Below are 15,503 nucleotides of genomic sequence, written 5' to 3'. Positions count from 1 at the left end.
CATGTCCCGTTCCTCTCGACCGGCCGGTGTCCCCGACCTCCCCCTGCGGGTGGGTCAGGGGTCTCCCGCCCACCACAGCCGCGACGCTAGGCCGCCCTGGTGACGGGCAGATGTCCGGCGCGAGACGAGTGGGCGGCGGGCGGCCGGGTGGCGGGACGAGGGTGCTCAGCCGCCGGAACCGCAGCCGCCGGCACCGCATGCGCAGCCACCGCAACCGGCTGCCGGAGCCGGCGCGGGTCGGCGGGCGATCCGGGCCATGCCGACGGCGCCGGCCAGGTTGGCCAGGCCGAGGGTCACGACCGCGGCCGCGGCGAGGACACGAGCCGTGGCCAGCAGGGCGTCGACGCCACCGAGCACGGCGACCGCCACCGCAGCGGCCACGACGAGGACGGCACCGGCCAGGGCCAGCGGACGGCGGTCGGTGGCGGCGACGGCCAGGGCCGGCAGCGCGACCACGCCGGCGGCGACGAACAGCCACCCGGTCGCCGTCGCCGACAGCAGGGCCAGGCCGATGGCCAGGGCGCCGAGCCAGACGCCTCCGGCGCCGACCAGGGCAGCCGTGCGCTGCACGGTGCCGGCGCGGGCGCCGCGCAGCAGCGCCACCCCCCGGACGACGCCGAACAGGCCGATCGCGCCGAGCAGCACCCGCGGGCCGACGCCGGACCAGGTCAGTGCCAGGACCCCCAGGGCGAGCAGTGCGGCGCCCAGCACCGCCATCCGCGGCCAGGTGGACCGGGCCTGCTCCGGGGTGGGCGGGGTGATCGGGGAGCTCCCGGCCTGCCGGCCGGCGGTCACGGCGTTCGTCACGTCGTCAGTGTCCCTCACCGACCGGGATCCGTCCCGTACGGACCGGCACCGCCACCGGGCCCGCGCGCGCTCCCCCGGCGGCGGGCCTCCTGCTGTGCCACGCTGATCGCCGCTTGCGGCAGGCGATCGCCGAGCACACGGCGACACAGGAGGAACGGTCATGGGCACCTCGGGAACCGCGGCGAGAGCCGACCAGGCAGGGAACAGCGACGCCCTGGAGCACCTGGCGCGGGTCGGGCTGGTCGCCTACGGCGTCGTCCACCTGCTGCTGGCCTGGCTGTCGCTGCAGCTGGCCTGGGGTGGCGGCGGCGGCTCGGCCGACCAGTCGGGCGCGATGTCCACCCTGGCCGCGCAGCCGTTCGGGAAGCCGCTGCTGTGGGTCCTGGCGCTGGGCCTGCTCGCGTTGGCCGTCTGGCAGCTGGCCGAGGTGCTGCGCCACCGCGGCGGTCTGCAGGCCTCGGGCGATGCGCGGAAGGACGCCCTCGCCACCATCGCCAAGGCGCTCGCCAAGACCGTCATCTATCTGGTCCTGGCCTACACCGCGATCCGGTTCGCCACCGGAGGTGGGCAGTCCGGCTCGGGGCAGGAGGAGCAGGCGGTCGCCGGCGTCCTCGGCTGGCCCGGCGGCCGCTACCTGGTCGGGGCAGCGGCGCTCGCGCTGATCGGGGTGGGCGCCTACCTGGTGCACAAGGGCCTCACCAAGAAGTTCCTCAAGGAGATCGACACCGCAGACGCCTCGGTGACCCAGCGCCGGCTGATCCAGCGGCTGGGTCAGGTGGGCTACCCGGCGAAGGGGGTCGCCCTGGCGGTCGTCGGTGGCCTCCTGGGCTGGGCGGCGATCACCTTCGACTCCGACAAGGCCGGCGGCCTCGACGACGCGATGCAGACCATCCTGTCGGCGCCGTTCGGTCAGGCCCTGCTGACGCTGGTCGCCGTCGGCATCGCCGCGTTCGGCGTCTTCTGCCTGTTCCGCGCCCGGTTCCCCGAGCGCACCTGACCGGCGGGGAGCGGGCTGCTCGGGCAGCATCCCCGTGGTGAACGTCGTCCCGCAGCGGGTGCACGACGCGGTCGCCCGGGCTCGGGAGGTCACCGACCACCCGGTCCTCGAGCACCTCGCCCGGGTGGGGCTGATCGCCTACGGCGTGCTGCACGTGCTCATCGGCTGGCTGGCGTTCCGGATCGCCTGGTTCGTGCAGCCGAGCACCGAGGACGCCGACCAGACCGGCGCCCTGCAGGCGATCTCCGGCTCCCCCGGCGGCCGGGTGCTGCTGTGGGTGATCGGGCTGGGGCTGTTCGCCCTCTCCCTCTGGCAGGCCGGTGAGGTGCTGCGCTGGTGGACCGGGCTGCTGCACCCCTCGCGCCGGTTGCGCGCCGCCGTCGTCTGCACCAAGTGCGCGGCGAAGGCGGTCGTCTACGCGGTGTTGGGGGTGACGGCCCTGTTCTTCGCCGTCGGCGCCGGCTACCAGGCCGACGAGCGGTTCCAGGCGATGACCGACGACGCGCTGGAGATCCCCGGCGGATCGGCGCTGGTCGTCGCCGTGGGGCTCGGCGTCGCCGCCGTCGGCCTGTACTTCCTCGTCCGTGGGGCCACGGGGAAGTTCATGCGGGACGTCGACCTGGACTCCGTCCCCGACGAGTGGGCAGTGCGGATCCGGCGGCTGGGCGCCTTCGGCTACGTGGCCAAGGGGATCGCCTTCACCGTCTCCGGCGGCCTGCTGGTGTTCGCGGCGGCCACCCGCGACGTGTCCACGGCGACCGGGCTGGACGGTGCCATGAACGCGATCGGCGGCGTGCCCACCGGACGCTGGCTGCTCACCGCGGTCGCCGTCGGGTTCGCCGCGTTCGGCCTCTACGCGCTGGTCCGGGCCCGCTACCCCGACCGCGACCCCGCCACCTGACCACCGTCGGCGACGGAGCCGGACCCGGCCGGCGGCGGTCGACGTGGAGCCCGCGTTCGCCAAGGGCCGTGCGGGGGCTCGTCGCCCCTGACAGGGAGCCCGTCGACCACGTCGGCCGGTGCGAGGGCCCTGGAGTCTGTGGGCTGGCGACAGCCCGACGACCTCCGCCGACCCGACGTCATCGCTGACGTCCTCCGGGAACGACGCGACGACGTCGTCAGCACGAGCCCCACGTGCTCCCAGCTCGTCGCCCCACCACCGACACGTGCTCAGTTGTAGCCGGGCGAGACGTACCCCGCACCGGCGAGACCAGCGGGCACGAAGTCGCCAGCGGGGGGCTGACCCTCCGAGATGCAACCGGCGACCTTCTCCATCGTCGGCCAGCAGGCCGTGCCGCCGCTGATCACGGCGGCGTTGGTGAGGTTGGTGTTCCCGGGCCACACCGTCTTGCCCAGCGTCTGGGTCCCGTACGGGTCGACCCACACGTTGACCAGCTCGATCGGGAACAGGTCGTCCGGGTCCATCCAGTACAGGTACCGGGCGCCCGTGCCGGTCGCCGTCAGGTTCGTGTCCCGGATCGTGACCTTGTCCATCACGTGCGTGTTGGTCAACGCGAACTTGATGCCCTGGTAGTCGGACTCGGCGGTGAACTCATCGACCCGCAGCTCCTTCAATCCGAGCCAGGTCTGGATCGCGTCGGCGTGGTTGGTGGACTGGAGCCCGTCCAGGCCGACCACCCGGACGTTCTGTACCTGGAGGATGGTCCTGGCACCGTTCGCGGTGATGCCGTCGGTCTCAGCCCCTGCCACACCGCCGTCCAGCAGCACGCCCTCGATGTGGACGGTCCCGGTGACGTTGCGGACGTAGACCAACCGCTGGTCGATGCCGTTGATCTGGGACACGGGAAGCGCGCGGATCGACCCACCGATGATGGTCACGTGGCGGTAGCCGTCGATGATGATCGGCCCGGTGACCGTGTCCGGGAGATCGAGGACGACGTCTCCGGTCCCCTTCAGCAGTGTCTGCTGCCCGGGGGTGGCAGGGACGGACCGGACCGGGTGGGTCTCCCATCCGGCTGCGGGCTCCCAACTGATCTCACTCGCTGCGGGGGGCGGCGTGGTGGTCCCACCGACGACCTTCCCGGTCGCCGGGTCGACCCGCACGGTCACGGCCTCGCCTGACGCGGCGAGCGTGTACTCGACCCACGTGGCGTTGCTGGCGTGGGCGGCGAACAGGTAGCTCCCGAGGCTCGCCGACTGGGTCGTGCTGGCCGTGCGGCCCGTGGAGTCGGTCCGGCTGAGAACGACGCTGCCCTCGCGCGGCGTCGTCCAGCCGACTCGTCCTCGATCAGTGGCGGTGTCGTAGCTGACCGTCACGCCGGTGACGATCGCCGGCTCGGTACCGCCGATGACCTGACCGGTGGAGGTGTCGACCCGCACCGTCACGGCCGTTCCGCTGCCCGCCACGGTGTAGTCCACCCAGGTTGCGGTGCTCGCGTGCGCAGCGAAGAGGTAGGTGCCCAGGCTCGCCGGCTGGGTGGTGCTGTCGCTCCGCCCGGTGGAGTCCGCGCGTGTCAGGACGACACTGCCCTCGCGGGGTGTGTCCCAACTGATCCTGCCGCGATCGGTGGCCGTGTCGTAGCGGACGGACACACCGGACGGGCTGGTGTCGACCGACATCGACGAGTCCTCGGCGATGTCCCCGGTGCCCGAGGCGAACTCCCGGGTTCCGTCCTGGACGGGAACGGGCCCAGAAGGAGACGGGGCGGCGCTGGCGCTGGATGCGCCCACCACCGCTGCGGTGACGAGCGTGGCCAAGCCTGCGGCGACGATCCGCCGGCGTGAGCGTCGATCCATCTGCGATCTCCTCAGGTGGTGCACCTTCGGGGTGCACATCCGATCAGCTCATGCCGCTGACGGTCAGGTCGCGGGGACTGTACGACCCGTTCGCCTCGGCGAACAGGTCACCGACCGGCGGTCCGGTCCCCTGGCAGGCGCCACCGGGGGGAACTCGACCAGAGTTCGACGTGCGTTCTCGTGCTGTTCGGCTCGCCCGCCTGGAACGTCCGGCTGGTGATCACCAGCCGACCCTCACTCACACCTGCCATCGGCTGCTGGCTCGTCGAGCGCCACGCTCGTCCAGCCCAGCAGCCAGAGCGCCACGTTTCCGCCGCGTGCGTGGGCAAGCAGAACCGGCTCGTCGTGGTCGATCCGGACGTGACCCCGACCCGAGCACCGGCAGGAGCACCTCGGCGATCAGGCGAGGGGCTGGCGGCCACCCAGCTGACGCTGTGCCGCTCCCGTACGTTGACGTCGGCATCGGTGGGTGGACCGCGCCAGGTGTACTCGGTCACCGGGAGCGTGACCTCTGGATCAGTCGACGACGGTGAAGACGTCCCACAGGCCGGTGATCTTCAGCGGCCGGACGACGGCGCGCGTGGTGCCGCAGCGCACGCGCAGCTCGCGGCCGGCGGCCACTGCTGCCCGGTGCGCGGTCGCCAGGGCAGAGAGCCCGGCCGAGTCGAGGAAGGTGACCCCGCGCAGGTCGACCTCCACGGTCGTGGTGTCCGGGCGCTGGACGACCTCGAGCAGGCAGCCGCGCAGCCCGGGGGCGGTGGCGGAGTCGACCTCGCCGCTCACGGAGACGGTGCAGCCGGCCGACGAGGTGGCGGCGCGCACGTCGATGCGGGTGGGGTCGATGTCGACGTTGAGTGCGGTCATGCGGACCTCCGGCATAGCTTCCGTGACCGATGGCAACGACCACCGGCCTCGTGCGCCGAGCAGGGCTCACTCGGTCGCGGCTGGTGGTTGAACCGCAACGCTGACGCTAGGGAAGAGGTCGGTTGGGCACAAGGGGCTCTCGGCGTGGCGGCGCACGCCACGCCGAGGGAGCGATCCCACGAGCTCGGCGTGTCAGCCCCAGACCTCCTGCGCGGTCTGCACCACCAGGGCCAGCTTGGCGATCTGCTCGTCGCGGGTCAGGGCGTTGCCCTCCACGGTCGAGGAGAAGCCGCACTGCGGCGAGAGGGCCAGCTGATCCAGCGGCACGTGCCGCGCGGCCTCCTCGATCCGGCGCTTGAGGTGGTCCTTGTCCTCCAGCTCCGGCCGCTTGCTGGTGACCAACCCCAGGACGACGCGCTTGCCCGGCGGCACGAACCGCAGCGGCTCGAAGCCGCCGGAGCGTGCGTCGTCGTACTCGAGGAAGAAACCGTCGACCTCCAGCCCGCCGAACAGCGCCTCGGCGACGAAGTCGTACCCACCCTCGGCGACCCAGGAGGACCGGAAGTTGCCGCGGCACATGTGGGTGGTCACGGTCAGCCCGTCGGGCCGGCCGGCGAGGGCTGCGTTGATCTGCCGGATGTACCGCTCGTGCTGGTGCTCCGCGTCGCGCCCCTGCCCCGCCAGCTCCGCCCGCTGTGCCGGGTCGTTCAGGTAGGCGAGGCTGGTGTCGTCGAGCTGGAGGTAGGTGCACCCCTGGGCCGCGACCGCCTGCACCTGCTGGCGGTAGGCGGCCGACAGGGCGTCCCAGAAGGTGTCCTCGTCCGGGTAGACGGCCGGGTCGATCGCCGCGGCCCCGCCCCGGTAGTGGACCATCGAGGGCGAGGGGATGGTCAGCTTCGCCGTCTGCCCGGGCTGCACCTGTGACTGCAGGAACGCCAGGTCGGGGCCGAAGATCGGCTCGTCGATCGACAGCGGCCCCTCGACGCGCAGGCCCGCCGGGGTGAAGTCGATCGTGCCGTCGGCGTTCTTGAAGTGCACCTCGATGTTCTGGTCCACCTTGGTGACGCCGTTGATCGCGTAGATGAAGTCCATGTGCCAGGACGCGCGGCGGAACTCCCCGTCGGTGGCCGTCGACAGGCCCACGTCGGCCTGCATCCGGACGACGTCGGCGATCGCCTCGTCCTCGACCCCGCGCAGCTCGGCGGCGTCGATGTCCCCGGCGGCGAACCGCGCTCGGGCGTCGAGCAGCGCCGGGGGGCGCAGCAGGCTGCCGACGTGGTCGGCGCGGAACGGTGGGCCGGAACGGTCGGGCATCTGCCCAGCATGCTCGACCGGCCGCGCGGCGGCCTGTCCGGACGGAGCCGGGCCGCACGGGGTGGCCGAGGCCACGCCGGGTGCCCAGCCGGGTGCCCAGCCGACAGGCGGATACTGGCCGGCATGTCGAAGCGGACCGTCGTCGCCGGAGTCGCCTGGGTCGTCCTCACCGTGCTGGCCTTCGGCACGGACGTGATCCTGGGCTCGGTCGTGCTGATCTTCGGCGCGGCCGCGGTCGTCGTCGTCCAGCTGTCCAGCACCTGGTCCCAGCACCCGGACTTCGAGGCCCGCGAGGTGGTCCGCGCCCGGCGGCGCAAGGCCAAGTGGGAGAAGAACGCCCCCCGCCGGGAGAAGGACGCCGCCCGCTACGCCGCCCACCAGGCGCGGCAGGCCGCCAAGGCGCGCGCCGCGCAGGACCGGACGACCGGGGCCGAGACCGACCGCACGACCTCCTGAGCCGACGAACCGGCTCCTGAGTCGACAAACCGCTGGACGGCCCCGGCCGCCGTCCCTAGCCTCCTCGACATGGGCGACACCTTCCTGCGGCTGCGGCTGCACACCTCCTGAGCTGATCCGCGGGCGCTGCTGCGCAGCCCCGCCGTCCGCCGGTCCGACGACCGACCGAGACCGCTCCTCCCCCGTTCCGGCGTGCCCGCGCCGATGTCGCGGGCTGCCCGCTGCCCTCCTGGAGGCCCCCGTGTCACGACCCACCCCTGCCCTCGACGGTCCGGCCGGCGCAGCCCGCGGCCGACTCCCCGACGACGCCCACGACGGCTTCGACCGGCTGACGCACGCGGTGCTCGCCGCCCCCGGCGCGGGCCGCCAGGCCGCGCTCGGCGCGGTGCTGCGCGGGCTGCTGCCCGGCACCGCCGGGGTGCGCTGGTTGCACGCCGAGGGCCTGTCCCCGACCTCGCGGGCCGCCGACCTCACGGCTGCCCACTGGCTCTCCCTGCACGAGGCGTGGCTGGCTCACCAGCGGGCACCGCGTGCCGGGGGCCGGGCTCCCGGGCACGGTCCGCGCCCGGACAGCCGGCACGGGCACGCACCCGGCGCGCAGGCCATCCCGCGCTACTACTGAGCGAGTACCGCTCGCGACCTCGCCAGGCCTTGTCCTCCTCACCACGAGCTCGCGGTGAGGAGGACGAGGTCCGTCAGCCGACGGCGTCCTCGGCGGCGAGCTCGGCCGCGCGGTGCGGATGGGCGAACGCCTCGGCCAGCGCCTGGCGCAGCGGCCAGGCCCCGGACCGCCAGGCCAGCGCCCGGCCGAAGGCGGCCGGCGTCCCGTCCACGGCGTCGACGTCGCCACCGGGCCACCAGGCCACCTCGACCCCGCCGGTCACGGTCAGCGTCGGGTGGACCGCGACCGACCCGCTGAGCTCGGCCAGCCCCAACCGGGCGGCCGCCAACCCGGCACCGGGCACCTCGGCCCAGCCCACGGTCCGGGCCGGGCGACTGGTGACCCGGGCGCCGACCTGCTCGCTGGCCAGCGGCACGTCCAGCAGGTCGGCGACCGCGACCGGCAAACCACCGGCAGGCACCACGGCCGATGAGACCAGTGGCTGTAACCACGGCGCATCCAGCACGACCGCCGCGGCGGTGACCTGGTCCGGCGCCGTCCGGACCCGCCGCGGGGGGTCGACGTCAACGCCGTCCAGCGCCGCGGCCAGCTGGGCGTACACCGTGCGGAGGACAGCTGGGGAGACCGTGCGGGCGGGGTCCCCGAGTCGGCGGAGCAGGTCGATCGCGTCGTCGACGTCAGCCAGCACGTCGGCCACGGTGGCCGGGACGGCGAGCAGGTCGAGCACCGCGGCGGGGAGGTCGCCGACCGGTTCGTACAGTCCCTGTAACTGGACGGCGCCGGGTGCCCGCAGCCGGGCCGGCAGCGCCCCGTCCAGGAGCGGCGAGGTCCGCAGCCACCAGCGCAGGTACCCCGGGACCATGGTGCCGCCGAGGTCGACGTCCGCGCGGGCGGCCAGGGGCAGGGCCGCCAGGAGCGGCAGCGCTCGATCCCAGTCCCGCACCAGCTCGAGGTCCCGCACGACGGTCAGCGTCGGCCACTCCGGCGGCGGCGCATCGACCGGCAGCCGGTCCAGGACGGCGTCCACCCATTCCTCGCCCCGGTCCACGTCCAGCTCGTCCGGGTCCTCGGCCGTCACCAGCGCGAAGGTGTCCAGCACGCCCACCGCACGCAGCGCGTCGACGTCCTGGCCGCGGGTGAACCCCGGGTCGAGCGCGCCGAGCGCCCCCGGTGCGAGCACGTCGGCCAGCGGTGACCCGGGGCGCACCAGCTCACCGGCGGGCGCCCACCCGCCGCCGTCGTCGGGCAGGGCCAGCTCCGCCAGCCACGGGAACTCGCCGGGGACAGGTGCGGCGGCAGCGACGAGCGCGAGGACGGCGACGGCCAGCGGCTCGACGTCCTCCCCGTCGTCGGCCCGCTCCAGCGAGCTCTCCACGGCCGCGCGGACGTCCGGGTCGGCGAGCACCGCCGCCGCGGTCGCCGGCCGCGCCCCCAACCGTTCCAGCACCCGCCGGGCCGGACCGGCCGCCGCGGCCGGGTCGGCGATCCGCAGCCCGAGCGGAGCCAGCCGCCCGGCGGGCAGCGACTCGTCGGCGAGCAGCACGCCGGCCGGGGTCTGCGCCGTCCGCCCATCAGCCAGCGGCACCGGCAGGGCGGCCAGCTCGTCCCGGTCGGCGCCGTCCAGCGCGCCGTAGAGCCGGGCCCACCACTCCCCTGGCCGCCGCACCCCACGCACCGCCTCGACCACCTCGGCCCACCCGGCGCGGCGCACGCCGAGTGCGGCCAGCACCCGGGCGTCGGTGCGCCGGGACCAGCCCGCCGGCAGCAGACCGGGGAGCACGCCGACCAGGGCGGCGATGCGCTCCTCGGTCGGGTCGTCCAGGACCACGGCGCGATCCGGGCGCAGCGGCGGCTCCTCCGGGTCGGCGGCCGGCAGCCAGGCGGCCGCAGTGAGCCGGCCGAGCACCGCCCGGCACAGCGCGGCGTCCAGCTCGGCGGCCGCCAGCCCGACGGCCGGCACCAGCTGCAGCAGCGCCGGGTCGGCGGGCAGCCCGGCGAGCAGCTCGACGTAGCCCGCGGCGGCCACCTCGACCAGCGCGTCGGTGACCGGACCGGGGGCGACGTGCCGCCGGTCCGGGCCGAGCGGGAAGGGGGCGATCAGCCGGGCGGGCAGCGACAGCGGCTCGTCGCTGGGAGTCGGCGCGTGCAGCACCTGACGGCCGGCCAACGGGACCGGCGCCCCGTCGTCGTCGACCGGCACGGCCCAGGTGACGGCGTACCGGCGGCGCTCCCGTTCCTCGACCGGGCGGTCGGCGAACAGCGCCGACGGGAGCTCCCCGGTGCGCTGCGAGAGCTGCCAGGTCGTCGTCCTGCCGTCGTCGCCCAGCCGGACCCGCGGGCCGTCGTCGGAGCGGGTGAGGCTGCGCACCCGACCGTCGAGCACCACGTCGACCCGGCTCAGCGCCGGCAACGCCAGCAGCACCTCTGCCTCCAGTGACTGCAACGAGGTCCGCACCGCCTCGACGGCGTCCGGTCGCAGGGGCAGCACCACCTCGGTGGCGAACCCGCCCGCGGGCCGGCCGTCGACCTCGAACGGCAGCCGCAGCACCGGGACCACGCCGTCCCGACGGGCCAACTCGGTCCCGAGTGCGGGGACGGCAGCCACCGCCGCCCGGGTGCCGGCACCGCTGAACCGCACGGAGCGGCCGGTGGAGAGGACGGCCGGCTCGTCGGTCACCGCGAGCACGGCCGCGAAGCCGACGCCGAAGCGGCCGACGCTGTCGCCGGTGTCCCGCTTGGCCGACGCCCGCAGGGTGGCCAGCGCCTGGACGCCGTCGTCGTCCAGGGGCGCCCCGGTGTTGGCGGCCCGCAGGACCCCGTCGGTCAGGTCGAGCCGGAGGTGCCCCGGCGCCCGGGCCCGACTCGCCGCGTCGGCGGCGTTCTGGGCCAGCTCGACGAGGAGCCGGTCGCGGTAGCCGCCCCGGACCAGGTCCTCCTCGGCGTTGGCGTCCTCCCGGAACCGGGCCGGGGAGTCGGTCCAGGCAGCCAGCACCCGGCGGCGCAGTTCGGCGGGGGTGGGCACCCGGGCAGCATGCCGGAGGAGTACATCGGGGAGGTGCCCGGACAGACGTCGAGGGCCCGGCCAGTGCGGCCGGGCCCTCGACGTCTGTCAGGGAGTTCGAGTTCCCGTCAGCGGGAGATGTTCTTGCGCCCCGTGGTCATGACGTAGATCCCGAGCACGATGATCGCGCCGATGATCGAACCGATGATGCCGGCGGTGCCGATCTCGAAGCCGTCGCCGGTGAGGAGACTGCCGAGCAGGTTGCCGACCAGCGAGCCGACGATGCCGAGGACGGTCGTCAGACCGATGCTGAGGTCCTGCTTGCCGGGGATGACGGCGCGGGCGATGAACCCGGCGATGGCGCCGATGACGATCAGTACGATGATGTTCCAGATCATGTGTGCCTCCTCGTGTCGACGGCGGACCGTCGTGCGTCCTGGCGTCTCCAGAAGCAGATGATCATGTCCCCAGCTGGCATCGTTCCCAAACGCCGAGATGATCAACGTTCATCACATTGAGTGACGATGGAGCCCATCGTGGGCCATTGGTCAGTACACGATCATGGCTCTACCAGCGGTTTCCCTCCGTCGCCGGCGAACCACCTCACGCATCGTGACGTGCCCCACCACGCTCTGACGCGCTGCGGCGCATCGGCCCGCCGACTCAGTAACCTGCGTCACATGTCGCTCAGCGAGCAGGTCCCCGAGGTCTCGGACGCGTCCGTCGGCAGCCCGGACACGTTCGAGTCGACGGACCCGGCCACCGGCGCCGTCGTCGCGGTGTTCCCGGTCCACGACGCCGACGCCGTCCGGGAGACCGTGGCCCGGGCGCGCCCCGCCGCCGCGTCCTGGGCCGCGCTCGGCTTCGCCGAACGGCGACTCCGGCTGGCGGCCTACCGCGGTCACCTCGCCCGACGGGTGCACGAGCTCGCCGACCTCGTGCACCGGGAGAACGGCAAGCCGCGCGCCGACGCGGTCCTGGAGATCACCCTCGCCGTCGACCACCTGGCCTGGGCCGCCGGCCACGCGGAGAAGACCCTCGACCAGCGCCGGGTCAAGGCGGGGGCGCTCGCGGCCAACCACGCGGCGTACCTGGAGTACCAGCCGCTGGGCGTCGTCGGCGTGATCGGACCGTGGAACTACCCGGTCTTCACCCCGATGGGCTCGATCGCCTACGCGCTGGCCGCCGGCAACGCCGTCGTCTTCAAGCCCAGCGAGTTCACCCCCGCGATCGGCGAGTGGCTGGTCGCAGCCTGGCGGGCGGCGGTCCCCGACGTCGCCGACGTCCTCCAGCTGGTGACCGGCTCCGGCGAGACCGGTGCGGCGCTCTGCCGGGCCGGGGTCGCCAAGCTGGCGTTCACCGGGTCGGCCGCCACCGGCCGGAAGGTGATGGCCGTCTGCGCCGAGACGCTGACGCCCGTGCTCATGGAGTGCGGCGGCAAGGACGCGATGATCGTCGACGACGACGCCGACGTGAGCGCCGCCGCCGACGCCGCGGTGTGGGGGGCGATGAGCAACGCCGGGCAGACCTGCATCGGGATCGAGCGGGTCTACGCCACCAGCGCCGTCCACGACCGGTTCGTCGCCGAGGTCACCCGGCGGACGGCCACGCTGCGCCCCGGCTCGGACGACGGCGCCAGCTACGGCCCGATGACCATGGCGAGCCAGGCCGACGTCGTCCGCCGGCACCTGGACGACGCGGCGGCCGCCGGTGGGCGTGCGGTGACCGGGGGGACCGTGGACGGCGGGTTCATCGCCCCCACCGTGCTGCTCGACGTGCCGGAGAGCTCCGCCGCCGTCCGCGAGGAGACCTTCGGCCCCACCCTGACCATCACCGAGGTGCCCGACGCCGAGGAGGGCCTGCGGCGGGCCAACGACTCCACGATGGGGCTGGGCGGTTCGGTGTTCAGCGGGTCCGCGGACACGGCGATGGACCTGGCCCGCCGGATGCGAAGCGGGATGACGTCGATCAACTCGGTCCTCACCTTCGCCTCGGTGCCGGCGCTCCCCTTCGGCGGGGTCGGCGAGAGCGGCTTCGGCCGGATCCACGGCGAGGACGGGCTGCGCGAGTTCACCCGGGCCAAGGCGATCACCCGGCAACGGGTCGGGCTGCCGGTGGAACTGATGAGCTTCGGCCGTCCGGCCGGCGCGGCCGACGCGCTCGCCTGGGTGATGCGGCTGGTGCACGGGCGCCACCGCTGAGGAGGCCGGCTGTGGCGAGCAGGTCACAGCCGGACATGTCTGCGCCCGCACCGCGCTCGCGGTCCTCCGGTTCAGCGAACGCCGCACCGTCGGCCAGATGACCCCCTACGACTTCGTGGTGGCCGTCGCGGTCGGCGCCATCGTCGGGCGCACCGCCACCTCCGCCACGACGCCCTGGCTGACCGGCGCCGTCGCCCTGCTCGCCCTGGCGGTCGTCCACACGGCCGTCAGCCGGCTGCGCTTCCTCCCCGGGGTCCACCGCACGATCGACCCCCGGGTGCACGTGCTGATCCGGGACGGCGAGGTGGACCGGCACAAGCTCCGCCGCGCCGGCCTGCTCGACGTGGACCTGGCGGTGCTCGAGTCCAAGGGGGGCATCTCGGTGCTCACCTCCCCCGCCAAGCGGGCCGAGACCTCCACCGACCCGACCGGCCAGTGACGGAGCGGCGCACCCGGTGTGACCAGTCCCTCCTCCGGATGCGCCCGGTGACCGGCCACGTCTGGCAGAGTGAGGGGCACCGGCGCCGCCCCCCGCTCATCCGAGAGCAGGTGGACTCGACGTCGGCGCGAGGCTGCGCCACCGAGGCGCGCCGGCGACCCGACGTCCGCCCCGGATGACGTTCAGCGGCCCAGCGATGGTGCCCTGCGCCCGGTGGACGAACGGTGGCCACCGGACTGTTGAGGACTCACCGATGACCAACGCCTTCCCCCCTGCCCAGAACGACAGCGCTGACCGCCCGCGCCGTCGCGCCACCCGCCCGTCCGCCGCCCCCTCGGCCCCCGCCGGGCAGGCACCCGCCGGCCAGGCGCCCGCCAGCCATGGCCCCGCCGCACCGTCGGCCGAGGGCAGCTCCGAGGGCAATCGCCGCCGTCGCGGTGGCCGCGGTCGCGGCGCCGGCCCCCGCCCGGAGGGCCAGCCCGCCGACGCCCGCAGCTCGCAGGACCGGGAGCCCCGGGCAGCCGAGGCCGTGCCCGTCGCCCCGGTCGTGCCGGCCGGCGACGTCGCCACCGTGCTGCCCACCGACACCACCTTCGCCGAGCTCGGGGTGCCCGCACCGCTGGTCGAGGTGCTCACCGCCAGCGGCATCACCGCGCCGTTCCCGATCCAGGTCGCCACGCTGCCGGACACCCTGGCCGGCCGCGACGTGCTCGGCCGCGGGCGCACCGGCTCGGGCAAGACGCTGGCCTTCAGCATCCCGCTGGTCGCCCGGCTGGCCGGCTCCACCAGCAAGCGCCAGCCCAAGCGCCCGCGCTCGCTGATCCTGGTGCCGACCCGCGAGCTGGCCAACCAGGTCGCCGCCGTCGTCGACCCGCTGGCCCGCGCGCTGGGCATGAAGACCACCGTCGTCTTCGGTGGTGTCGGGCAGAACCCGCAGGTGCAGGCGCTCGCCGCCGGCGTCGACGTGCTGATCGCCTGCCCGGGGCGGCTGGAGGACCTGATCAACCAGCGCCACGCCGACCTCGGCGCGGTCGAGATCACCATCCTCGACGAGGCCGACCACATGGCCGACCTGGGCTTCCTGCCCGGCGTGAAGCGCCTGCTGGACCGCACCCCCAAGGTCGGTCAGCGGCTGCTCTTCTCCGCCACCCTGGACAACGGCGTCGACGTGCTGATCAAGCGCTACCTGTCCAGCCCCACCACGCACTCGGTCGACCCGGCCGTGGCGCCGGTCTCGACGATGACCCACCACGTGTTCCGGGTCGACGCCGCCGACAAGGGCCAGATCGTCCAGGAGCTCGCCTCCGGGCTGGGCCGGACGGTGATGTTCACCCGCACCAAGCACCAGGCCAAGAAGCTCGCCAAGCAGCTCACGGCCGCCGGCGTCCCCGCCGTGGACCTGCACGGCAACCTCAGCCAGAACGCCCGCGAGCGCAACCTCGAGGCCTTCAGCAACGGCGACACCCGGGTGCTCTGCGCGACCGACATCGCCGCCCGCGGCATCCACGTGGACGACGTCGCGATCGTCGTGCACGTCGACCCGCCGGCCGAGCACAAGGCCTACCTGCACCGCTCGGGCCGGACCGCCCGGGCCGGTGCCGGCGGCATCGTGGTCACCATCGCCACGCCCGACCAGGCCGGCGAGGTCCGCACCCTGGCCCGGCAGGCCGGGATCACCCCCGACGTGTCGGCGATCAAGCCCGGCGCCCGGGAGATCACCGCGCTGACCGGCCCGGCCGCGCCGTACGTCGAGCCGGCCCCGGTGGCGGCCCCGCAGCCGCAGGGCACCGGCGGGGGCGGCAACGGCGGTCGCCGTCGTCGCTCCGGTGGCGGTGCCGGTGGCAGTGCGGCCCCCGCGTCGTCCTCCGGCGGTGGCCGTGGCGGGCAGACCCGGTCGGCCGGCCCGGCGCGCACCCGCGCCGAGCTCGCCGCCCGGGCCGGTCAGGCCCCGAGCGGCGCCGGCCGCGGCCGCGGGCGCACCGGCCGCTGACCTCGAGCTGATCACCCCGGGCTGGGGGCGGCCTCAGCACTGCTGAGGCCGCCCC

13 protein-coding genes are annotated in these 15,503 nt (G+C 74.5%); 7 read left to right on the top strand and 6 right to left on the bottom strand.

Annotated features, from left to right (window positions below; translation table 11 throughout):
* Nucleotides 1–165: 165 nt before the first annotated feature.
* Nucleotides 166–807 (bottom strand): hypothetical protein, encoded by a 642-nt coding sequence (locus tag O2W18_RS06625; protein ID WP_269173568.1) that lies wholly within the window; start codon nt 805–807, stop codon nt 166–168.
* A gap of 160 nt (nt 808–967) precedes the next feature.
* Between O2W18_RS06625 and O2W18_RS06620 the strand changes: the two genes are divergently transcribed.
* Both O2W18_RS06620 and O2W18_RS06615 read left to right on the top strand, forming a co-directional pair.
* Nucleotides 968–1,804: a DUF1206 domain-containing protein gene (locus O2W18_RS06620; protein ID WP_269186752.1), complete on the top strand. Its 837-nt coding sequence runs from the start codon at nt 968–970 to the stop codon at nt 1,802–1,804.
* A gap of 37 nt (nt 1,805–1,841) precedes the next feature.
* Entirely contained in the window at nt 1,842–2,705 is an 864-nt protein-coding gene (locus O2W18_RS06615; RefSeq protein WP_269186751.1) for a DUF1206 domain-containing protein, read from the top strand.
* Between the two features lie 269 nt (nt 2,706–2,974).
* Here O2W18_RS06615 and O2W18_RS06610 read toward each other — a convergent pair whose 3' ends face one another.
* The 3 genes from O2W18_RS06610 to O2W18_RS06600 form a co-directional block, all read right to left on the bottom strand.
* On the bottom strand, nt 2,975–4,561 hold the full coding sequence (locus O2W18_RS06610) for a hypothetical protein (RefSeq protein ID WP_269186750.1): 1,587 nt from the start codon (nt 4,559–4,561) through the stop codon (nt 2,975–2,977).
* Between the two features lie 516 nt (nt 4,562–5,077).
* Nucleotides 5,078–5,425, bottom strand: a complete 348-nt coding sequence (locus tag O2W18_RS06605; protein ID WP_269186749.1) for an STAS domain-containing protein — start codon at nt 5,423–5,425, stop codon at nt 5,078–5,080.
* 192 nt (nt 5,426–5,617) lie between these two features.
* The gene (locus O2W18_RS06600; RefSeq protein WP_269186748.1) at nt 5,618–6,739 is read right to left on the bottom strand and encodes a 5-methyltetrahydropteroyltriglutamate--homocysteine S-methyltransferase; all 1,122 of its coding nucleotides are present in this window, start codon (nt 6,737–6,739) and stop codon (nt 5,618–5,620) included.
* Between the two features lie 123 nt (nt 6,740–6,862).
* On the opposite strand from O2W18_RS06600, the gene O2W18_RS06595 reads away from it, so the two are divergent.
* Nucleotides 6,863–7,195 (top strand): hypothetical protein, encoded by a 333-nt coding sequence (locus tag O2W18_RS06595; protein ID WP_269186747.1) that lies wholly within the window; start codon nt 6,863–6,865, stop codon nt 7,193–7,195.
* Nucleotides 7,196–7,436: 241 nt separating this feature from the next.
* Nucleotides 7,437–7,817: a hypothetical protein gene (locus O2W18_RS06590; protein WP_269186746.1), complete on the top strand. Its 381-nt coding sequence runs from the start codon at nt 7,437–7,439 to the stop codon at nt 7,815–7,817.
* A 73-nt stretch (nt 7,818–7,890) separates the two neighbouring features.
* On the opposite strand, the gene O2W18_RS06585 is transcribed toward O2W18_RS06590, so the two are convergent.
* Entirely contained in the window at nt 7,891–10,839 is a 2,949-nt protein-coding gene (locus O2W18_RS06585) for a sacsin N-terminal ATP-binding-like domain-containing protein (protein WP_269186745.1), read from the bottom strand.
* A gap of 107 nt (nt 10,840–10,946) precedes the next feature.
* Complete coding sequence (locus O2W18_RS06580; protein WP_269186744.1) at nt 10,947–11,216, bottom strand: GlsB/YeaQ/YmgE family stress response membrane protein; 270 nt, start codon at nt 11,214–11,216, stop codon at nt 10,947–10,949.
* Between the two features lie 282 nt (nt 11,217–11,498).
* Here O2W18_RS06580 and O2W18_RS06575 point away from each other — a divergent pair, with 282 nt between their 5' ends.
* The 3 genes from O2W18_RS06575 to O2W18_RS06565 all read left to right on the top strand — a co-directional run bounded on the left by O2W18_RS06575 (nt 11,499) and on the right by O2W18_RS06565 (nt 15,448).
* Nucleotides 11,499–13,019, top strand: a complete 1,521-nt coding sequence (locus O2W18_RS06575) for an aldehyde dehydrogenase family protein (protein ID WP_269186743.1) — start codon at nt 11,499–11,501, stop codon at nt 13,017–13,019.
* Between the two features lie 97 nt (nt 13,020–13,116).
* Nucleotides 13,117–13,458: a hypothetical protein gene (locus tag O2W18_RS06570; protein ID WP_269186742.1), complete on the top strand. Its 342-nt coding sequence runs from the start codon at nt 13,117–13,119 to the stop codon at nt 13,456–13,458.
* Nucleotides 13,459–13,711: 253 nt separating this feature from the next.
* Nucleotides 13,712–15,448 carry a DEAD/DEAH box helicase gene (locus tag O2W18_RS06565; protein ID WP_269186741.1) on the top strand — a complete coding sequence of 579 codons (1,737 nt, stop codon included), beginning with the start codon at nt 13,712–13,714 and terminating at the stop codon, nt 15,446–15,448.
* The last annotated feature ends 55 nt before the right edge of the window (nt 15,449–15,503 follow it).

The organism is Modestobacter sp. VKM Ac-2983 (genome assembly GCF_026967885.1).
Classification (GTDB): domain Bacteria; phylum Actinomycetota; class Actinomycetes; order Mycobacteriales; family Geodermatophilaceae; genus Modestobacter.
Note: the sequence above shows the minus strand (reverse complement) of the source record. Positions and strands in the feature narration are given on the sequence as shown.